Consider the following 19337-nt stretch of genomic DNA (forward strand, 5'->3'; position numbering starts at 1 on the left):
CAAAACCGGCCACGATGCCGCTACCAGCCTACCAACCAGCAGGTTGACCTAGTAAACCTTGTTGATCTACCTTCGGGGAAACACCGCATTCAAAGGAGAAAGTGTCATGGCTGAAGCCGTCATCGTCGAGGCCGTACGGTCACCCGTCGGCAAGCGCAACGGTGGGCTGTCGGGTGTGCATGCCGGCGACCTGTCCGCGCAGGTGCTCAACGGCCTCGTCGAGCGTGCAGGCATCGACCCCGAGATCGTCGACGACGTCATCTGGGGTTGCGTCATGCAGGCCGGCGAGCAGGCGCTCGACATCGCCCGCACCGCGGTGCTCGCCGCCGGGTGGCCCGAGAGCGTGCCCGGCGTGACCGTCGACCGTCAGTGCGGGTCGAGCCAACAGTCCCTTCACTTCGCCGCGGCGGGCGTGGTCGCCGGACACTACGACGTCGTGGTGGCAGGCGGCGTGGAGTCGATGTCGCGCACTCCGATGGGCTCCTCCCTTGCCAACGGCGGGCATCCGTACCCTGAGGCGTTCCGCAACCGCTACAGCCAAACCCCGAATCAAGGCATCGGCGCCGAGATGATCGCCGAGCAGTGGGGCTTCGACCGCACCGCCGTCGACTCGTTCTCGCTCGGCTCTCACGAGAAGGCCGCGGCGGCACAGGATTCCGGTGCGTTCGACGACCAGATCGTCGCCATCAAGGTGAAGGACGAGCACGGAACAAGCACAGTGCTCAAGGACGAGGGTATCCGGCGCGGCACCACCATCGAGAAGATGGCTGAGCTCAAGCCCGCGTTCAAGGAGGGCGGTGTGATTCACGCGGGCAACTCCAGCCAGATCTCCGACGGTTCGGCCGCAATCCTGTTGATGTCGGCGGAGAAGGCGAAGTCGCTGGGTCTCAAGCCGATCGCCAAGGTGCACACCGCGGTGCTGGCCGGCGCCGATCCGGTGATCATGCTGACCGCGCCGATCCCGGCGACCCAGAAGGCGCTGAAGCGCTCGGGCCTGAGCCTCGACGAGATCGGCGTGTTCGAGGTCAACGAGGCGTTCGCCCCGGTGCCGCTGGCGTGGCTGAAGGATATCGGCGCCGACGAGAAGAAGCTGAACCCCAACGGTGGCGCGATCGCGCTGGGCCACCCGCTCGGCGGGTCCGGTGCCCGCATCATGACCACGATGCTGTATCACATGCGCGACAAGGGGATTCAGTACGGTCTGCAGACGATGTGTGAGGGCGGCGGCCAGGCCAACGCCACCATCATCGAACTGCTGTGACACCAGACGTACACCCCCCCGCCGCTCTCACCGAGCGGCGGGGCAACGTCCTCATCATCACGATCAACCGTCCCGAAGCCCGCAACGCGGTCAACGGCGCGGTGAGCACCGCGGTCGGTGACGCGCTGCAGGCCGCGCAGGACGACCCCGGGGTGCGCGCTGTTGTCATCACCGGGGCTGGCGAATCGTTCTGCGCTGGAGCGGATCTCAAGGCGATATCGCGGCGGGAGAACTTGTTCCACCCGGACCACGCCGAGTGGGGGTTCGCCGGTTACGTGCACCACTACATCGACAAGCCCACCATCGCGGCCGTCAACGGCACCGCGCTCGGCGGCGGTTCGGAGTTGGCGCTCGCGAGCGATCTGGTGGTGGCCGAGGAGCGCGCGAAATTCGGGCTGCCCGAAGTCAAACGCGGGCTGATCGCGGCCGCGGGTGGCGTGTTCCGGATCGTCGACCACCTGCCGCGCAAGGTTGCGATGGAACTGATCTTCACCGGTGAGCCGATGTCGTCGGCCGACGCGCTGAGGTGGGGACTGATCAACCAGGTCGTACCCGACGGCACCGCCGTCGAAGCGGCGCTCGCGCTCGCCGAACGCGTCACATCCAACGCGCCGCTTGCGGTCTGGGCCAGTAAGCGGGTGGCCATGGGCGTCGACGACGGCGTGATCGTCGGCGACGAACCTGGGTGGACAAGGACCATGCGCGAGATCGGGACCTTGATGCGTTCCGAGGACGCCAAGGAAGGGCCGTTGGCGTTTGCTCAGAAGCGCGAACCTGTATGGAAGGCAAAGTAGATGAAGCGTCTGGTATTCGAAGCCGAGCACGAGCAGTTGCGCGAGACCGCGCGCCAGTTCCTGGAGAAGGAATGCGCGCCGCACGCCGAGAAGTGGGAGAGCGAACGGCTGGTCGACCGCGAATCCTATGTGGCCGCAGGCAAGTACGGCCTCATCGGGTTCAACATGCCCGAGCAGTACGGCGGCGGTGGCGTCGACGACTTCCGGTTCAACGCGGTGATCGTCGAGGAGTTCGCAAAGTTCGGGCCCGCGACGCCCGGCCTGAGCCTGCAGAACGACATCGTCGGCCCGTACTTCGCCTCGCTGGCCACCGACGAGCAGAAGGAGCGGTGGCTGCCGGGTTACATCACCGGTGAGCTGATCGGCGCAATCGCGATGACCGAACCCGGCGCTGGCAGTGACCTCGCCGGCATCAAGACCACCGCGGTGCGCGACGGCGACGACTGGATTCTGAACGGCTCCAAGACATTCATCTCAGCGGGCATCAACAGCGACCTGGTCATCGTCGTCGCTCGCACCAATCCCGAAGCCGGCCACAAGGGCTTCTCGCTGTTGGTCGTCGAGCGGGGGATGGAGGGCTTCGAGCGCGGCCGGAAGCTCGACAAGATGGGCCTGCACGCCGCCGACACCGCCGAGTTGCACTTCGAGAACGTCCGCGTGCCCGGCAAAAACGTGCTCGGCGAGGAGGGCAAGGGCTTCTACCACCTGATGCACAACCTGCCGTCGGAGCGGTTGTCCATCGCCATCGCCGCCATCGCGGGTGCACGCGAAACCTGGCGCGAGACACTGCAATACGTCAAGGATCGCAAGGCGTTCGGGCAGCCGATCGGCAGCTTCCAGCACAACCGGTTCCTGATGGCCGAGATGGACACCGAACTCGAGATCGCTGAGCAGTACATCGACCGGTGCCTGCGCGCCGCCGTCGACAAGGAGCTCACCGCGGTGCAGGCGTCGAAGGCCAAGTGGTGGTGCACCGAACTCGGCAAGCGTGTCGTCGACAACTGCGTGCAACTGCACGGCGGGTACGGCTACATGAACGAGTACAAGGTTGCCCGCGACTACGTCGACGTGCGGATCCAGACCATCTTCGGCGGCACCACCGAGATCATGAAGGAGATCATCGGCCGCGACCTCGGCCTCTAGCCGGCTCGGCCGGCGTGGCCTCTAGCCGGCTCGGCCGGCGTGGCCTCTAGCCGGCGTGGCCCCTAGCCAGCAGGCGGGGGAGCGGCCGACGTCGTCGTGGTCGTCATGGTCGTCGCGCTGGTGCCGGTCGGCGTGATCGGTTCCGGGGCCGCATTGGGGTCGAGCACCTGGTCGATGATGTAGATCCGCGCGTTGTCGGCCTGGATACCGCCGCAGACGACCTTCGCGGTGTCGTTGACCTTGATGTCGCCACCTTTACCGGTCACCTTGACCTCGGCGCCCTGCTGCGACGGCCGCTGGCCGTGCAGGTCGTCGGGGCCGAGCAGGCCGAGGAACACGTGGTAGTAGTCGAGCTTGCCGAGGGCGGCCGGGTCGGCCTTGATCGCTTCGAGCTGAGCCGGGTCCATCGCGGCGAACGCCTCGTTGGACGGTGCGTACACCACGAACGGGCCGTTCTCCAGCACTGGGACGATGTTGACGGCGGGGTTGGCGCCACCGGAAACCAGCGCGTTGAACGTCGAGAGGTCCGGGATGCTGGCCAGCACCTTGCCGACCGGCTGGCTGTCGAAGCTCTTCCAGTTCGGCAGCGCGGTCTTGAACGCGTCGCAGCCGGGGCCCTGCGGGTCGGGTATCTGGGTCAAGGAACTCGTGCTGGGGTCTGCCGGCGGATCGGCGTAGGCCCTACCCGCCACCGGCGCGTTGATTGCGAACGGCACCGATGCCACGATCGCGGCTATCCCAACCGCGGCTCCCATTCCCTTGCTGGCGCGAGTCTTCAATGTCGGCTCCTTCGTCAGGTCGCATCGCATGTTAAGGGCAGCGAACACCCAATTCCAAAGTCGCTGCGACGACCCGATTACGTTACAGCAGGGCTGACCTGGGCCTTTCGCACACTGAAACAGAGTACGGCCGCGACGAAACACAGGCACGCCGCCAGGTGGAACGCCATGTCGTAAGTGCCCTGCTGATCACGCAGCCAGCCCGCGGCCGCGGCGGCGACCGCGGCGCCCAACTGATGTGACGCGAACACCCAACCGAACACCACCGGGGTGCGGGCGCCGAAGTACTGCCGGCACAACACGATGGTCGGCGGCACGGTCGCGACCCAGTCCAGGCCGTAGAAGATGACGAACACCCAGGTGCTCGGCTCGGCGTGCGGCGAAAGGAGCGAGGGCAGCAACAGCAGCGACACGCCGCGCCCGGTGTAGTAGACGACGAGCAGCAGTCGGGGGTCGACCCTGTCGGTCAGCCAACCTGAGAAGATGGTGCCCGCGACGTCCAACACGCCGATGGTCGCCAGTAGCCCCGCCGCCACCGTGGTCGGCATGCCGTGGTCGTTGGCCGCCGGGATGAAGTGCGTGCCGATCAACCCGTTCGTCGTCATCCCGCAGATCGCGAAGCTGCCCGCCAACAACCAGAACGCCGGCACCCGCGCACCGATCCACAATCCGTCGAACGCGGCTCGGAAACTCGACGCGGGCACAACCGCGGGTCCGACGGCACCGGAGGTGCCGTAGGCCGTTAAACCCTTGTCCTGCGGGTAGTTTCGCATGAACATCAGCACCAGCGGGACCACGGACAGCGCCGCCGCCGCCACGATCAGCGACGCCCACCGCCACCCGTGCCTGGTGGTCACCTCGGCGACGATGGGCAGGAAGATCAGCTGTCCGGTGGCGCTCGCCGCGGTCAGCACGCCGGTGACGAGGCCGCGGCGCGCCTCGAACCAGCGCGTCGCCACGGTCGCGACGAAGCCCATCGAGATGGACCCGGTCCCGACGCCGACGAGCACGCCCCACAGCAGCACCAGCTGCCAGCTTGCGGTCATCGTCACGGACAGCGACGATCCGGTCGCGATCAGCACGAGGGCCGCCGACAACACCGGTCGCACCCCGAAGCGGTCCATCAAGGCCGCGGCGAACGGCGCGGTCAGCCCGAACAGCGTCATGTTGACCGACATCGCCAGCCCGACCACGCCGTGCGACCAGCCGAACTCGTGGTGCAGCGGGTTCATCATCACGCCGGGCACCGAGCGGAAACCCGCCGCGCCGAGGATCGCGATGAAGCTGACGGCGGCCACTACCCAGGCCCAGTGGAACCGGCCGAGGGGCGTGCGGGTCTGCGCGGCAGTGGCTGTCACCGGATCACTGTCGCCGATCAGCCGAGTGCAGGCTAGTGGCATGAATGACACCAATCGTCAAAAACATGCCAAAATGGCGGGCATGCATCGCGTCGCGGTCCTGCTACTGCCGCCGGTCGTCGGGTTCGACGCCGCCATCGCGCCGACCTTCTTCTCGTCGGTGTCGGACGACGACGGCAAGGCGTTGTATGACGTCGTCACCTGCGGGGTGGGGCCCGGTCCGGTCGCGGCCACGACGGGTTTCGACCTGCTGCCGTCGGGGGGCCTGGACGCGCTGGAGACCGCCGACACCGTCGTGGTTCCCGGTACGCATTACCCGCCTGCCCGCGTCGACGGGGTGCTGGGCCAGGAGGCCGTAGACGCGTTCGCCCGGATCCGGCCGGGCACCAGGCTGGTGTCGATCTGCACCGGCGCCTTCGTGCTGGCCGCGGCGGGCCTGCTCGACGGGCGCCGGACGACCACGCACTGGAAATTCGCCGACCAACTGCGGCGGCTGCACCCCGAGGTGCTGGTCGACGAGAACGTGTTGTTCGTCGACGACGGCGACGTGCTCACCTCGGCCGGTCTCGCCGCGGGAATCGACTTGTGCCTGCACATCATTCGCTGCGATCACGGCACCAAAGTGGCCAATGCGGTCGCCAGGTACTGCGTGGTGCCGCCGTGGCGGGAGGGTGGCCAGGCGCAGTTCATCGACCGGCAAGTGCCTGAGCCGGACCACTTTTCGACAGCGGCCACCCGCGAGTGGGCGCTGCGGCACCTCGACGAGGAACTGACCGTGCAGCGGTTGGCGCGGCACGCGAAGATGAGTGCGCGCACGTTCAACCGTCGGTTCCGCGAAGAGACCGGGCAGGCGCCGGGCGCATGGGTACGCAGCCGTCGCATCGACCGCGCCCGCGAGTTGCTGGAGTCGCGCGATCTGCCGGTCGACGAGGTGGCCCGGCTCGCCGGTCTGGGGTCCGGCGGTAATCTGCGTCACCATTTGCGCCGCGGTGTGGGCATGTCACCGTCGAGTTATCGCAAGGTGTATCAAGGCGTCTAACAACAGGTGCCTACGATGGCCGTCATGTCTGGACCCCTGATCCTGCCCATTCGCGGGCGTGCACCGCAGCTACACGATGAGTCCTGGGTGGCGCCCAACGCCAGTGTGATCGGTCAGGTCACATTGGCCGCCGGGTCCAGCGTCTGGTACGGCGCGACGTTGCGCGCGGAGGCCGAACTCATCGAGATCGGGTTCGGCACCAACGTCCAGGACGGCGCCACGATCCACGTCGACCCGGGGTTTCCCATCCGCATCGGCGCGAACGTCAGCGTCGGGCACAACGCTGTTCTGCACGGGTGTGAGATCGAGGACGGCTGCCTGGTCGGGATGGGCGCGGTCATCCTCAACGGCGCCAAGATCGGTGCCGGGTCGCTGATCGCCGCGAGCGCTCTGGTACCGCAGGGTCTGGTGGTGCCGCCGCGCTCGCTGGTGGCAGGCGTGCCGGGTAAGGTGCGTCGGGAACTGTCCGATGCCGAGGTGGCACACAACCGCAACAATGCCCAGGTGTACCAGGCCCTCGTCGAGTTGCATCGCGACGCCGTCAATTAATTCCGCACGCGCACAAGGTCTTCAACCGACGCTGTGAAGTCCCTACCAGAATGTGATTTCGATTTGATGGCCGCGGGTACCTCCGTACGGTGACTCCCGTGCGAATTCTGGTGACCGGTGCGACCGGGTACGTCGGCTCACGGCTCGTCAGTGCTCTGCTCGACGAGGGGCACGGCGTGATTGCCGCATCACGAAACCCCGCCAGGCTGGCCGACTTCGGCTGGTACGACCAGATCGCCGCGGTCGCGCTCGACGCGCATGACGAGGCATCGGCCGAGCAGGCGTTCGCCGATGCGGGTCCGGTCGACGTCGTCTACTACCTGGTGCACACCATCGGGCAGCCCGACTTTCGCGAGGCGGACAATCGCGCCGCGGCCAACGTCGCCAACGCGGCGAAGGACGCCGGGGTGCGACGGATCGTCTATCTCGGTGGCTTCGTGCCCGACGACGAGGAACTGTCCGAACACCTGACCAGTCGCGCCGAGGTGGCGCACGCGTTGAGCGTCGACGGCGGCGCGGATGTGGTGTGGCTCGGCGCGGCGATGATCATCGGTGCCGGGTCGACGTCGTTCGAGATGCTGCGCTACGTCGGCGACCGGTTCGTGCTGATCCCGATGCCTGCCTGGTCGGTGAATCCGATGGACCCGATCTCGATCCGCGACGTGCTCTACTACCTCGTGGCCGCCGCCGACGGCCAGCGCGTGCCCGCCGGTGCCTACGACATCTTCGGCCCCGAGACGACGTCCTATGGCGATCTGCTGCGGTCCTATGCGCGGATCTCGGGCAAGTGGCGCGCGGAATTGCCTGTGCCGATGGTGGACACCAGCGTGGTGTCGAGGATGACGGCCGCGGTGCTGCCGGTCCCGGGTGGGCTGGCCTCCGATCTGGTGGAGTCGCTCGACCATCCGATGATGGCGTCGGAAGCCAGGTTGCGCGATGTGGTGCCCGACCCGCCCGGCGGGCTGTTGAGTATCGACGACGCGATATCCCGTGCGCTGTGGAGCGATCGGCCGCGGCCGGTCAACGAGTTGGCCGATCCGCACCATCTGGCCGACACCGACCCAGTGTGGGCAGGCGGGGACACTGCTCGCATCCGGCAGTTGGCGCGGGCCGTCATGCCGCCCATCGCATGGCCGGTGCTCGGTCTGCTCGGGCTGGTGCCGGGTCCCGTTGCGGGCGCGCTGCGCACCGGACTCGACACCCTGATCAGTTTGGCGCCGAGGGCGAAATCGGCATGACGACGGGATTCCTCGACGACGTCAGAGGCATCGTCGGCGCGTGCCCCGTCGCGCACCACGAGCCGCCGAGCGTGATCCAGCGACGCCGCATCGTCGTCGCTGTGGTACTGGTGATCGGCGGTGCGCTGCTTGGGTATTCGCTGACGCGGCCGCCGGGCGACGAGTCGTTCTACTGGCTCACGCTCGCGCTGGCCGGGGTCTGGACGCTCGGCGCCTTCTTGTCTGGGCCGTTGCACCTCGGCTGTATCCGCTTCCGGGGCCGCAACCAACGGCCGGTGATCACCGGAACCGCGATCGGAGTTGCGCTGGGCGCCGTCTTTCTGCTCGGCGGTTTGATCGCGCGCGAAATACCACCCGTGCGCGAATACATCACCCGGGTACTGGAATTCGCCGACTACGGGCCGCTGGCGCTGGTCACATTCATCACGGTGATCAACGGCCTCGCCGAGGAGTTGTTCTTCCGCGGCGCGCTCTACACCGCGCTGGGCAAGTGGCATCCGGTGCTGGTGTCGACGGTCGTCTACGTCATCGCCACCGGGGCCACCACCGGCAACCCGATGCTGGGCTTTGCCGCCCTGATCCTCGGCGTGGTGTGCGCCTTCGAACGACGGGCCACCGGCGGCGTGCTCGCACCGATGCTGACCCACTTCTTCTGGGGTCTGGTCATGGTGCTCGCACTGCCGCCGCTGTTCGGCGTCTAGCGCAGCGGGTGGGCCAACTCGTCGCGGCGCATCTTGGCGGCGTACATCGCGACCGCCGCGAGCAACACCGGCGCGATACCCGCCACCAGGAAGATCGTCTGCATTGAAACGACTTTCGACAGCGGGCCGACGATCGCGAACGACACCGGCATGAAGGCCAGCGACACGAAGAAGTCCAGGCTCGACACCCGTCCCAGCATCGCGGTCGGAACGCGTCGCTGCAGCAGCGTGCCCCAGATCACCATGCCCGCGCCGTCGGTGCAGCCGATGACGAACGTCGCGACGGCCATCAACGGGAACGACGACGTGATGCCGACAACCACCAGCGGAACCGAACCGACGCTCCACATCGTCATCATCACCGTGAGGTAGCGACGCGGCAGTCGCCCCGACGACACCGCCAGCGCGCCGAGCGCGCTGCCGACACCGAAGAAGGCCAGGATGAAGCCGTAGGTGCGGGCGCCGTCCTCGAAGCGTTGTTTGGCGATGAACGGCAGCAGCACCTCGATCGGGCCGAGCACCAACAGCACGAACATGCTGGCGAACAGCAGCGTCCACAGCAGCCACGGGGTGCCGACCATGAAGACGAAGCCTTCCCGCAGATCGCGCAGCAGGTGCGGCCGCTCCTGATCCGCTTCAGGCGCAGCGGGTTTCATCGCGGGCCTGGTGGCGACCAGCAGTGTCAGCCCGACGGCGAACAGCGCGGCCACCACCGCCGCGCCGAGCGACGGGAACGTCGCGCCGACCACCAGGCCTGCAATCGCGGGGCCGACGGCCCGCTGGAACACCGGACGCATGACGCCTTCGACACCGTTGGCGGCGAGTAACTGCTCAGGCGGCAAAATCCGCGGCAGGATCGCGCTGTAGGCGGGAAAGAAGAACGCCGCGGCGATGCCGAGCGCCGCGGCGGCCACCGCCATATGCCAAATCCGCAGGGCACCAACGAGTCCGAGCACCGCGATGGTGGACACGGCGATAACGTTGACGGTCTCGACGGCGATGATGATGGCGCGTTGGCTGATCCGGTCGGCGGCAAGCCCGCCGACCAACACGAACGCGACCAGGCCCGCGCCCAGGCAGGTGGCGACCAGCGACAGCGACGCCGGGTCGTCGGACAATTCGATGACCTGCAGCGCCATCACGACGGCCCACATGCCTTCGGCGAAGATCGACAACGACACCGCCGCGATCAGCAGGCGGTACTCGCGGAACTTGAAGGGTGCGAGCACACGCCAGCCACCGGCATTGCCCACCGGCTGTTCAATGTCGAATTGCGTACTCACCACTAGATGGTGGCGGAGTGACGGTGGTCGAGTCCACCGATTTTCACGCGCTCGCCGGTGGTGTCAGTCAGAGAACTGGGCCGGTCGGCGCTGCTGGAACGCCTTGGTGCCCTCGCGGAAGTCGTCCGACCCGAGCAGGACCAATTGGCCTTTCTTCTCACGCTCCAGCGCGGCCTCCAACTCGACCAGCGTCGCGGCGTTGATCGCATTCTTGGTTTTGCGCAACGCCACTGCGGGCCCGGACACCAGCGTCTCGATCACCTTGTCGACCTGCGCCTCGAATTCGTTGGACGGATACACCGCCGTCACCAGTCCCCAGTCGAATGCCTCCGCGGCCGGGATCCGCTCTGCGAGCAACGCCATTCGCATCGCCCGAATACGGCCCGCCGCCGCCGCGATCAACGCCGACGCGCCGCCGTCCGGCATCAGCCCGATCTTGGTGAAGGCCAGCATGAAAAATGCCTTCTCCGAAGCCAATACGACATCAGACGCCAGCGCCAGTGACGCGCCGACACCGGCCGCGGGCCCCTGCACCACGGCCACCACCGGCTGCGGCAGGTTCACGATCGACCGGACCGCCCGGTTGGCCGCGTCGAGCACGTCAGCGGGCGTTCCCGCCGCGCCCGGGTTCGCGTGGTCCTCTTCGCTGATCCCGGCGCCCGACGAGAAGCCGCGACCTGCACCGCCGAGGCGCACCACCTTCACGCGCGGATCGGCGGCCGCCTGCTCCAGCGCATCACCGATGCCCTTGAGCATCGGCGCGGTCAACGAGTTCAGGCTGTCCGGGCGGTTCAGCGTCACGGTCAGCACCCCGTCGGTGAGCTCGACAAGTAGATCGTCGATGCTCGTGTAGGCGTCGGTGCGGGCGTCAGTCCTCGTCATAGAAGGCACCCTAAGTCGGCCCACATGGTTATACAAGTAAGATATGTCGGCGGTCACTGGGTACCTGGCAGAGAGGGCGGGGTTTGGACATGGCTGGACCACTGGAAGGATTGCGAGTCGTCGAATTGGCCGGCATCGGCCCAGGGCCGCACGCCGCGATGCTGCTGGGTGATCTCGGCGCGGACGTGGTCCGCGTCGAGCGGCCCGGTAAGGGGCCGGGGCCCGCGACTCAACCCGGTCGCGACTACCTGTTGCGCAACCGGCGCTCGGTCACTGCAGACCTCAAGAGCGACGAAGGCCGCCAGTTCGTCCTGCAACTCGTCGCGAAGGCTGACGTGCTGATCGAAGGTTTCCGGCCCGGCGTCACGGAGCGACTCGGCCTGGGCCCGGAGGACTGTGCGAAGGTCAACGACAAGCTGATCTACGGCCGGATGACCGGTTGGGGCCAGACCGGTCCGCGCAGCCAGCAGGCCGGCCACGACATCAACTACATCTCGCTCAACGGGGTGCTGCACGCGATCGGCCGGGCAGGCGAACGCCCCGTCCCGCCGCTGAACCTGGTCGGCGACTTCGGCGGTGGCTCAATGTTTTTGGTCGTCGGCATCCTGTCGGCGCTGTGGGAGCGCGAGCGCTCCGGCAAGGGTCAGGTCATCGACGCGGCGATGGTGGACGGGTCCAGCGTGCTGTCGACCATGATGTGGGCGTTCCGCGGGATGGGGATGTGGAGCGACGAGCGGGGTGTCAACATGCTCGACACCGGCGCGCCGTACTACGACACCTATACCTGCGCCGACGGCCGCTACGTGTCGGTGGGCTCGATCGAACCGCAGTTCTTCGCCGAACTGCTCGACAAGCTCGGACTGGACGCCAACCAACTGCCCGACCAGAACGACATGAGCCGCTGGCCGGAACTGCGGGCCAAGCTCACCGAGGTGTTCGCCTCGCAGGACCGCGACCACTGGGCCAAGGTGTTCGCCGACAGCGACGCCTGCGTGGCGCCGGTGCTGTCGTTCGCCGAAGTCGAGGCCGAGCCTCACAACAGCGAGCGCGACACGTTCTACCGCGAGAACGACTACCTGTATCCCTCACCGGCGCCGCGATTTTCGCGCACCGCCCCCGGCAAGCCGAAACCGCCCGGTGTGCCGGGCGCCGACACCGACGCTGTCCTACGCGACTGGGTTTAGAGAAAGGAACACAATCAGTGGAGATCAAAGACGCTGTAGCCGTTGTCACGGGTGGGGCATCGGGCTTGGGGTTGGCGACGACGAAGCGCCTGCTCGACCGGGGCGCGTCCGTGGTCGTCATCGACCTCAAGGGTGAGGACGCGGTCAAAGAACTCGGCGATCGCGCCCAGTTCGTCGAGACCAACGTGACCGACCCCGACGCGGTGAGCGCTGCGCTGGATGCGGCCGAGAAGATGGGCCCGCTGCGCATCAACGTCAACTGCGCGGGCATCGGCAACGCGATCAAGACGCTGAGCAAGGACGGCCCGTTCCCGCTCGACGGGTTCAAGAAGGTCATCGAGGTCAACCTGATCGGCACGTTCAACGTGCTGCGGCTGGCCGCCGAGCGGATCGCCAAGACCGAACCCGTCGACGGTGAGCGCGGCGTCATCATCAACACCGCGTCCGTCGCCGCGTTCGAAGGCCAGATCGGTCAGGCCGCGTACTCGGCATCCAAGGGCGGCGTCGTCGGCATGACCCTGCCGATCGCGCGTGACCTGTCCCGCGAGTTGATCCGCGTCGTGACGATCGCCCCCGGTCTGTTCAAGACTCCGCTGCTCGGCTCGCTGCCGGAGGAGGCGCAGGCCTCGCTGGGCAAGCAGGTGCCGCACCCGGCGCGTCTCGGTGATCCCGACGAGTACGGCGCGCTGGCGGTACACATCGTCGAGAACCCGATGCTCAACGGCGAGGTTATCCGCTTGGACGGGGCCATCAGGATGGCGCCGCGGTGACGATCAACACGAAGTTCACCGAGACGTTCGGGATCGAGCACCCGATCGTGCAGGGTGGTATGCAATGGGTCGGCCGCGCGGAACTCGTTGCCGCCGTGGCGAACTCGGGTGCGCTCGGTTTCATCACCGCGCTGACCCAGCCCACGCCGAAGGATCTGGCCAGCGAGATCGCCAAGTGCCGCGACCTGACGGACAGGCCGTTCGGGGTCAACCTGACCATCCTGCCGACGATCAACCCGCCGCCCTACGATGAGTACCGCCAGGTGATCGTCGACTCCGGCATCAAGATCGTCGAGACCGCCGGGTCGAACCCGGCGCCACACCTGCCGATGTTCCACGACAACGGGATCAAGGTGCTGCACAAGTGCACCTCGGTGCGGCATGCGGTCAAGGCACAGAGCCTGGGCGTCGACGGCATCAGCATCGACGGGTTCGAATGCGCCGGGCATCCCGGCGAGGACGACATCCCGGGCCTGGTGCTGATCCCGGCTGCCGCCGCCAAGATCGACATTCCGATGATCGCGTCCGGCGGTTTCGCCGACGCGCGCGGCCTGGTCGCGGCGCTGGCGCTCGGTGCCGACGGCATCAACATGGGCTCGCGGTTCATGTGCACCGTCGAGTCGGCGATCCACCAGAACGTCAAGGAAGCGATCGTCGCGGGCAGCGAGCTCGACACCGAACTGATCTTCCGTCCGCTGCGCAACACCGCGCGGGTGGCCAGCAATGCGGTGTCGCGGGAGGTGGTCGAGATCCTCAACCGTGGCGGACAGTTCGAGGACGTCAAGGACCTGGTCGCAGGCAAGCGGGGCGTCAAGGTCTACGAGGTCGGCGACTTGGATGCAGGCATCTGGTCGGTCGGCACCGCGATGGGCCTGATCAACGACATCCCGACCTGTGGCGAGCTGGTGTCGCGGATCGTCGCGGAAGCCGAGGAGCTGATCACCGGCAGGCTGGCCGACATGGTCGAGCTAGACGCTGAAGAGAACGTGGCCTAGAAAAGGGACGATCGACGCACTGCCCGTCGTGGGCAAACTGTCATGGGTGAACGCGCGCCTCGCGGCGCGCGCCTACTCAGACTGCGGTGGGAAGGGTGTGCTCGTCGTCGAGCTGCTCCGAGGTATCACCCTCGACCAGGACATCGCCGTGGTAGAGCGCCTCGAAGTCAACCTTGATGACATCCGCACTGGTGTCGTCGATCCACATGTACTGAACAGTAACCATCACCATTAAGGAATCTTTGAGTCTCGATTCGGAAAATGGTGGCAATTCTTACCGCCGGGTAGGTTCAGGCTGGCGGGGGCGCCGTGAAGTGGATCGGGTTCGTGCCGTTCAGCAAGGTCCAGGTGAGCAGCGCCGCGGCGACGGCCACCACCAGCAAACTCACCGCGACGCGGACGCCGAACCGGGTGCGGCCGAAGACCTTGGCGTCCACTGAATAGCAGCCTGCGCCGGTGAACAGCACCGTCGCGGCGCCGATCGCGAGCAGGAACGGGACATTGAACGGTTCCGACCAGAACGCGGCGGCCGAGACGTTGACCGCCCAGGCGTCGAGCATCGCGGCGATCACGGCGCAGGCCGCCAACGGCGTCAACGCTCCGAGCAGCAGACCGACGCCACCTGCGGTTTCGGCGGCGGTGACCATGAACGCGGCGAATCCGGGCAGACGCCAACCGCCGGCTTCCATGAAGTCGACCGTGGTGCGGAAGTCGAACGCTTTGAGCAGCCCGGCCTGAACCATCGCTGCGCCGACGCCGATCCGCAAGATGAGCAGGCCGACGTCCGCTATGGACGCCTCGCTGCGGGTACTCACTTGTGTGGTCGCCATGAGCCGCAGCCTATTCCGCTGTGAGAACGCTGTGAATGGTTCCTTGGTGAACGATCCGGTGGTGACGTCTCGTACTAACCGATGAGCGGGTTGATTGACCGCCCTAAGTTATCGTTGATAAGTTATCGCCGATAGCGCACTGTGAAGGAGGCTCCGTGCTGCAACGCATCGCACTGCTCGCCATTGCCGCACCCCTGCGGATCCTCGCGGTAGCCCTTCTGGTGATGGTGGCCTGCGGAATTTTCGGCATCCCGGTGGCCAAGCACCTGTCGGCGGGCGGATTCCAGGATCCGACGTCGGAGTCGGCGCAGGCGACCACGCTGCTCGTCGACAAGTTCGGTCAGGGCGACATGGAGCTGTTGATCAGCGTCACGTCCGACCGCGGCGCCCAGGCGCCGGCCGCGCGCGCCGTCGGCACCGAGATCACCGACCAATTGAAGGCATCGCCGTATGTGGGGGAGGTGACCTCCGCGTGGACCGCGCCGGCGTCCGCCGCTCCCGCGCTGGTCAGCAAGGACGGTAAGACGGGGCTGATCGTCGCAGGTATCACCGGCGGCGAGAGCGGTGCCCAGCAGCACGCCAAGGAGCTGACCGAAAAGCTGGTGCACGACCGCGACGGCATCACCGTGCGCGCTGGCGGTGAGGCGATGATCTACGTGCAGATCAACGGCCAGAGCGAAAAGGACCTGCTGACAATGGAATCCATCGCGATTCCGTTGAGCTTCCTCGTGCTGGTCTGGGTGTTCGGCGGTGTGATCTCCGCCGCGCTGCCGTTGGCCGTCGGCGGATTCGCGATCCTGGGTTCAATGGCGGTACTGCGGGCCGTCACGTTGATCACCGACGTGTCGATCTTCGCGATGAACCTGACGGTCGCGATGGGGTTGGCGCTGGCCATCGACTACACGTTGCTGATCATCAGCAGGTATCGCGACGAACTCGCAGACGGCGCCGACCGTGACCGCGCGTTGGTGCGCACCATGACCACCGCGGGCCGCACCGTGTTGTTCTCGGCGATGACGGTCGCGCTGTCGATGGTCGCGATGGTGCTCTTCCCGATGTACTTCCTGAAGTCGTTCGCCTATGCGGGCATCGCGGTGGTCGCGTTCGCGGCGGTGGCCGCGATCGTGGTGGCACCCGCGGCTATCGCTCTGCTCGGCGACCGGTTGGATTCCCTCGACGTGCGACGACTGGCCCGTTGGGCGTTTCGCCGGCCCGACCCGGTGCGCAAATCGATCGAGCAGACCTTCTGGTATCGCACCACCAAAGGCGTTATGCGGCGCGCAATTCCGATCGGATTGGCGATCGTCACCCTGCTGCTGGTGTTGGGCGCGCCGTTCCTCGGCATCAGATGGGGCTTCCCCGACGATCGTGTCCTGCCGCAGTCGCTGTCCGCGCGACAAGTGGGCGACGACATGCGTGACAACTTCGCCGTCGACTCCGCACGCAACGTCACCGTCGTCATGCCGGAGACCACCGGCGTGACACCGCCCGATCTCGACCGGTACGCGTCGGCGCTGTCGCAGGTGCCCGACGTGTCGTCGGTGTCGGCGCCCGGCGGCACGTACGTCGACGGCAGGAAGGCCGGGCCACCCTCTGCCGCAACGGGATTCAAGGACGGCAGCGCGTTTTTGACTGTCGGCAGCACTGCACCGCTGTTCAGCGATGCGTCGGAGGCCCAACTCGAGAGACTGCGCGCGGTGCCTGCGCCCGCGGGTGAGCACGTGCAGTTGACCGGTGTCGCACAGATCAATCGCGACAGCTCCGCTGCGATCACCTCACGGTTGCCGATGGTCCTGGGCGTCATCGCCGCGATCACGTTCGTGCTGCTGTTCCTGCTGACCGGCAGCGTGGTGTTGCCACTGAAGGCGTTGGTGCTCAACGTTTTGTCGCTGACCGCCGCGTTCGGTGCGCTGGTGTGGATCTTCCAGGAGGGTCATCTCGGTGCGCTCGGCACCACGCCGACGGGCACGATCGTCGCCAATCTGCCGGTGTTGTTGTTCTGCATCGCGTTCGGGCTGTCGATGGACTACGAGGTGTTCCTGGTGTCGCGGATCCGGGAGTACTGGCTAAAGTCCGGCAAGACGCGTGCAGATAACGACGAGAGTGTCGCGCTCGGCCTGGCCCGCACCGGTCGCGTCGTGACCGCCGCCGCCTTGTTGATGGCGATTTCCTTCGCCGCGCTGATCGCGGCTCAGGTGGCGTTCATGCGGATGTTCGGGATCGGCCTGACGCTCGCGGTGCTCGCCGACGCGACCCTGGTCCGCATGCTGTTGGTGCCTGCCTTCATGCATGTGCTCGGCCGGTGGAACTGGTGGGCGCCCAAACCGTTGGCCAAGTTGCACGAGCGCATCGGAATCAGTGAAACGGCCGACGACGAGCCACGGGTCGATGATCGACAGCGCGTCGCCGCGGCCGTGGCGGACACTGGTTAGCGTGACGGTTGAACGGTTGCGTCGTCGACGGCGGGCGCCGCGCGGTTCCGGTGACCAGTTACGCGAGGACATTCTGGACGCGGCGACTGAACTGCTGCTCGAGACCGGACACGCGAAGGCGGTGTCCATCCGGTCGGTGGCGCAGCGGGTCGGGGTGACGCCGCCGTCGATCTATCTGCACTTCGCCGACAAGGACGCGTTGCTGGACGCCGTGTGCGCGAGGTACTTCGAGAAACTCGACGAGGAGATGCAGCGCGTCGCGGCGGATCAGCCGTCGAACATCGACGTGCTGCGCGCCCAGGGGCTGGCCTATGTCAGGTTCGCGGTGAAAACACCCGAGCTGTACCGCATCGCGATGATGAGTGAGAGCACGCCGGGCAGCGATGTCGACATGGCGCTGAACACGTCGGCGTTCGTGCACATGCGCAACGCCGTGGAGGCGTTGATCGGCGACGGCACGTACCCGGCGGGCGACGCGACCACTTTCGCGTTGGAACTGTGGACGGTGGCCCACGGGTTGGCGGCGCTGTTGATCTCGCGGCCGTATCTTCCATGGGGGGACACCGAGGCGTTCGTCGACCGGGTGTTGAGGGCGATGTGCGTCGGTCAGATTGTGACCGGACCGCTCGACCTCGACCTGTCGCCCACACAGACCATCGGAATGCTGAAGGGGATGCTCGATGAGCAGCACGACCGTCGATAATCCATTGTTCGCCAGGGTGTGGACCTGGATGGCGAGCCACGAGCCCGAACCGCTCAAGCGGCTGCGGCGGGAGAACCTCGCGGGCCTTTCGGGCCGTGTGCTCGAGGTCGGCGCGGGCACCGGGACGAACTTCGCGCTGTATCCGGACACCGTGACCGAGGTGGTCGCGGTCGAGCCCGAGCGCAGGCTGGCAGTGCAGGCGCAGCAGGCGGCGGCCGCGGCGCCGGTGCCGGTCACCGTCAGCAGCCAGACGGTGGAGCAGTTCTCGGACAGCGAGCCGTTCGACGCGGCCGTGTGCTCGTTGGTGCTGTGCTCCGTCGACGACCCGTCCAGCGTTGTGCGGCAACTGTTTTCGGTGCTGAAGCCGGGCGGCGAGTTGCGCTACTTCGAGCACATCGCCAGCACCGGCGCGCGAGCCAGGTTGCAGCGCATCGCCGACGCCACGCTGTGGCCGCGGTTGGCAGGCAACTGTCATACGCATCGGCACACCGAGCAGACCATCGCCGACGCGGGCTTCACGGTGACCCGTGCGCGCCGCGAGTGGGTGGTTCCGCGGTGGCTGCCGGTGCCGACGTCGGAGGTCGCGCTCGGCCGTGCCGTCAAGCCTCCGGCGGCGTGATTCCGCGATTTGGGTGTGGATAGTCGCGGCGAGCGCGACCGATCACACCGAAATCGCTAAGAGAGCAGGGTCGGTATCCGCTGCAGCAGGCCCGGCAGCGCGGTCGCGGCCGATTCGCGCACCACCGCCGTCGCCGAGTCGGACAGCGGTGTCGGCTCAGGGTTGACCTCGATGACCGGGGTGCCCTTGGCCACCGCGAACTCGGGCAGTCCGGCCGCCGGATAGACGATCGAGGAAGTGCCCACGACGACCACCAGATCGGCGTTGGTCACCGCGTCGACCGACCGCTGCCACGCGTCCTCGGGCAGCGCTTCGCCGAACCACACCACGTTCGGACGGATCAGCCCGCCGCACGGGCATTGCGGCGGATCGACAGATGCCACCGGTTCGGGCATATCGGGAATCGCCTCGCGATACTCGCCCTGGCAATGGTCGCAACGGAATTCGAACAGGCTGCCGTGCAGGTGGTAAACCTGCTGGCTGCCGGCGCGCTCGTGCAGATTGTCGACGTTCTGGGTGACGACGTGCACGTCGGCGTGGTCCTGCCAGGCCGCGACGGCCAGGTGGCCGGTGTTGGGTTGCACCGACCCCATCATGTGATGCCGCCACAGGTACCAGGCCCACACCTTGTCCGGGTGCTCCCGCCAGCCCTCGGTGCTCGAGATCTCGTAGGGGTCAACCTTCGCCCACAGCCCCGTCTCGGCGTCGCGGAAGGTCGGCACTCCGCTCTCGGCGGAAATGCCTGCTCCGCTGAGCACCGTCAGTTGCACATCACCA

General features: G+C 66.9%; 20 protein-coding genes. 13 read left to right on the forward strand and 7 right to left on the reverse strand.

Annotated elements, in window-relative coordinates; all coding sequences use genetic code 11:
- Positions 1 to 106 precede the first annotated feature (106 nt).
- The 3 genes from A5724_RS14390 to A5724_RS14400 are packed head-to-tail and all read left to right on the forward strand — an operon-like array spanning position 107 to position 3198.
- Entirely contained in the window at positions 107 to 1261 is a 1155-nt protein-coding gene (locus A5724_RS14390; RefSeq protein WP_067802655.1) for a thiolase family protein, read from the forward strand.
- Positions 1258 to 2055 (forward strand): crotonase/enoyl-CoA hydratase family protein, encoded by a 798-nt coding sequence (locus A5724_RS14395; protein WP_067802658.1) that lies wholly within the window; start codon positions 1258 to 1260, stop codon positions 2053 to 2055. The genes A5724_RS14390 and A5724_RS14395 overlap by 4 nt, the downstream gene beginning before the upstream one ends.
- Complete coding sequence (locus tag A5724_RS14400; RefSeq protein ID WP_067802661.1) at positions 2056 to 3198, forward strand: acyl-CoA dehydrogenase family protein; 1143 nt, start codon at positions 2056 to 2058, stop codon at positions 3196 to 3198.
- Positions 3199 to 3260: 62 nt separating this feature from the next.
- Here A5724_RS14400 and A5724_RS14405 read toward each other — a convergent pair whose 3' ends face one another.
- Both A5724_RS14405 and A5724_RS14410 read right to left on the reverse strand, forming a co-directional pair.
- Positions 3261 to 3977 (reverse strand): fasciclin domain-containing protein, encoded by a 717-nt coding sequence (locus A5724_RS14405; protein WP_082965030.1) that lies wholly within the window; start codon positions 3975 to 3977, stop codon positions 3261 to 3263.
- Positions 3978 to 4054: 77 nt separating this feature from the next.
- Positions 4055 to 5377: an MFS transporter gene (locus A5724_RS14410; protein WP_082965018.1), complete on the reverse strand. Its 1323-nt coding sequence runs from the start codon at positions 5375 to 5377 to the stop codon at positions 4055 to 4057.
- Positions 5378 to 5417: 40 nt separating this feature from the next.
- Here A5724_RS14410 and A5724_RS14415 point away from each other — a divergent pair, with 40 nt between their 5' ends.
- The 4 genes from A5724_RS14415 to A5724_RS14430 all read left to right on the forward strand — a co-directional run bounded on the left by A5724_RS14415 (position 5418) and on the right by A5724_RS14430 (position 8862).
- On the forward strand, positions 5418 to 6374 hold the full coding sequence (locus A5724_RS14415; RefSeq protein WP_067802914.1) for a GlxA family transcriptional regulator: 957 nt from the start codon (positions 5418 to 5420) through the stop codon (positions 6372 to 6374).
- 15 nt (positions 6375 to 6389) lie between these two features.
- The gene (locus A5724_RS14420) at positions 6390 to 6923 is read left to right on the forward strand and encodes a gamma carbonic anhydrase family protein (RefSeq protein WP_082965019.1); all 534 of its coding nucleotides are present in this window, start codon (positions 6390 to 6392) and stop codon (positions 6921 to 6923) included.
- 89 nt (positions 6924 to 7012) lie between these two features.
- A complete protein-coding gene (locus A5724_RS14425) occupies positions 7013 to 8161 on the forward strand; it encodes an NAD(P)H-binding protein (RefSeq protein WP_067802666.1) in 1149 nt (382 codons plus the stop codon).
- Positions 8158 to 8862 (forward strand): CPBP family intramembrane glutamic endopeptidase, encoded by a 705-nt coding sequence (locus A5724_RS14430; RefSeq protein ID WP_067802669.1) that lies wholly within the window; start codon positions 8158 to 8160, stop codon positions 8860 to 8862. Before A5724_RS14425 ends, A5724_RS14430 begins: the two co-directional genes overlap by 4 nt.
- Here A5724_RS14430 and tet(V) read toward each other — a convergent pair.
- Positions 8859 to 10115 carry a tetracycline efflux MFS transporter Tet(V) gene (gene tet(V), locus A5724_RS14435; protein ID WP_197518661.1) on the reverse strand — a complete coding sequence of 419 codons (1257 nt, stop codon included), beginning with the start codon at positions 10113 to 10115 and terminating at the stop codon, positions 8859 to 8861. The genes A5724_RS14430 and tet(V) overlap by 4 nt on opposite strands.
- 93 nt (positions 10116 to 10208) lie before the next feature.
- Positions 10209 to 11027 (reverse strand): enoyl-CoA hydratase, encoded by an 819-nt coding sequence (locus A5724_RS14440; protein WP_067802673.1) that lies wholly within the window; start codon positions 11025 to 11027, stop codon positions 10209 to 10211.
- 89 nt (positions 11028 to 11116) lie between these two features.
- Between A5724_RS14440 and A5724_RS14445 the strand changes: the two genes are divergently transcribed.
- The 3 genes from A5724_RS14445 to A5724_RS14455 are packed head-to-tail and all read left to right on the forward strand — an operon-like array spanning position 11117 to position 13976.
- A complete protein-coding gene (locus A5724_RS14445; RefSeq protein WP_067802676.1) occupies positions 11117 to 12211 on the forward strand; it encodes a CaiB/BaiF CoA-transferase family protein in 1095 nt (364 codons plus the stop codon).
- 17 nt (positions 12212 to 12228) lie between these two features.
- Positions 12229 to 12981 carry a 3-hydroxyacyl-CoA dehydrogenase gene (locus A5724_RS14450; protein WP_067802679.1) on the forward strand — a complete coding sequence of 251 codons (753 nt, stop codon included), beginning with the start codon at positions 12229 to 12231 and terminating at the stop codon, positions 12979 to 12981.
- Positions 12978 to 13976: a nitronate monooxygenase family protein gene (locus A5724_RS14455; protein WP_067802683.1), complete on the forward strand. Its 999-nt coding sequence runs from the start codon at positions 12978 to 12980 to the stop codon at positions 13974 to 13976. Before A5724_RS14450 ends, A5724_RS14455 begins: the two co-directional genes overlap by 4 nt.
- 76 nt (positions 13977 to 14052) lie before the next feature.
- Here the strand turns inward: A5724_RS14455 and A5724_RS34575 are convergent, their stop codons facing one another.
- Positions 14053 to 14202 (reverse strand): hypothetical protein, encoded by a 150-nt coding sequence (locus A5724_RS34575; protein WP_232004843.1) that lies wholly within the window; start codon positions 14200 to 14202, stop codon positions 14053 to 14055.
- 64 nt (positions 14203 to 14266) lie between these two features.
- A complete protein-coding gene (locus A5724_RS14460) occupies positions 14267 to 14806 on the reverse strand; it encodes a DoxX family protein (RefSeq protein ID WP_067802686.1) in 540 nt (179 codons plus the stop codon).
- Between the two features lie 155 nt (positions 14807 to 14961).
- Between A5724_RS14460 and A5724_RS14465 the strand changes: the two genes are divergently transcribed.
- Genes A5724_RS14465 through A5724_RS14475 form a run of 3 tightly spaced genes read left to right on the forward strand, consistent with a single transcriptional unit; the run spans position 14962 to position 18560 of the window.
- Entirely contained in the window at positions 14962 to 17238 is a 2277-nt protein-coding gene (locus A5724_RS14465; RefSeq protein ID WP_067802689.1) for an MMPL family transporter, read from the forward strand.
- A 1-nt stretch (position 17239) separates the two neighbouring features.
- Positions 17240 to 17941 (forward strand): TetR/AcrR family transcriptional regulator, encoded by a 702-nt coding sequence (locus A5724_RS14470; protein ID WP_232004832.1) that lies wholly within the window; start codon positions 17240 to 17242, stop codon positions 17939 to 17941.
- On the forward strand, positions 17919 to 18560 hold the full coding sequence (locus A5724_RS14475; protein ID WP_067802692.1) for a class I SAM-dependent methyltransferase: 642 nt from the start codon (positions 17919 to 17921) through the stop codon (positions 18558 to 18560). Before A5724_RS14470 ends, A5724_RS14475 begins: the two co-directional genes overlap by 23 nt.
- A gap of 56 nt (positions 18561 to 18616) precedes the next feature.
- On the opposite strand, the gene A5724_RS14480 is transcribed toward A5724_RS14475, so the two are convergent.
- Positions 18617 to 19330, reverse strand: coding sequence for an NAD-dependent deacylase (locus tag A5724_RS14480; RefSeq protein ID WP_067802695.1), 714 nt, complete (start codon positions 19328 to 19330; stop codon positions 18617 to 18619).
- Positions 19331 to 19337 lie beyond the last annotated feature (7 nt).

Origin of the sequence: Mycobacterium sp. ACS1612, assembly GCF_001667505.1 — a bacterium.
GTDB lineage: Bacteria > Actinomycetota > Actinomycetes > Mycobacteriales > Mycobacteriaceae > Mycobacterium.

Bases quoted from the DNA above. Each gene is read 5' to 3' on its own strand.
- A5724_RS34575 (WP_232004843.1), bottom strand. From the start codon at position 14,202: ATGGTTACTGTTCAGTACATGTGGATCGACGACACCAGTGCGGATGTC.
- A5724_RS14430 (WP_067802669.1), top strand. From the start codon at position 8,158: ATGACGACGGGATTCCTCGACGACGTCAGAGGCATCGTCGGCGCGTGC.
- A5724_RS14390 (WP_067802655.1), top strand. From the start codon at position 107: ATGGCTGAAGCCGTCATCGTCGAGGCCGTACGGTCACCCGTCGGCAAG.
- A5724_RS14460 (WP_067802686.1), bottom strand. From the start codon at position 14,806: ATGGCGACCACACAAGTGAGTACCCGCAGCGAGGCGTCCATAGCGGAC.
- A5724_RS14400 (WP_067802661.1), top strand. From the start codon at position 2,056: ATGAAGCGTCTGGTATTCGAAGCCGAGCACGAGCAGTTGCGCGAGACC.
- A5724_RS14475 (WP_067802692.1), top strand. From the start codon at position 17,919: ATGAGCAGCACGACCGTCGATAATCCATTGTTCGCCAGGGTGTGGACC.
- A5724_RS14415 (WP_067802914.1), top strand. From the start codon at position 5,418: ATGCATCGCGTCGCGGTCCTGCTACTGCCGCCGGTCGTCGGGTTCGAC.
- A5724_RS14410 (WP_082965018.1), bottom strand. From the start codon at position 5,377: ATGCCACTAGCCTGCACTCGGCTGATCGGCGACAGTGATCCGGTGACA.
- A5724_RS14445 (WP_067802676.1), top strand. From the start codon at position 11,117: ATGGCTGGACCACTGGAAGGATTGCGAGTCGTCGAATTGGCCGGCATC.
- A5724_RS14420 (WP_082965019.1), top strand. From the start codon at position 6,390: ATGGCCGTCATGTCTGGACCCCTGATCCTGCCCATTCGCGGGCGTGCA.
- A5724_RS14440 (WP_067802673.1), bottom strand. From the start codon at position 11,027: ATGACGAGGACTGACGCCCGCACCGACGCCTACACGAGCATCGACGAT.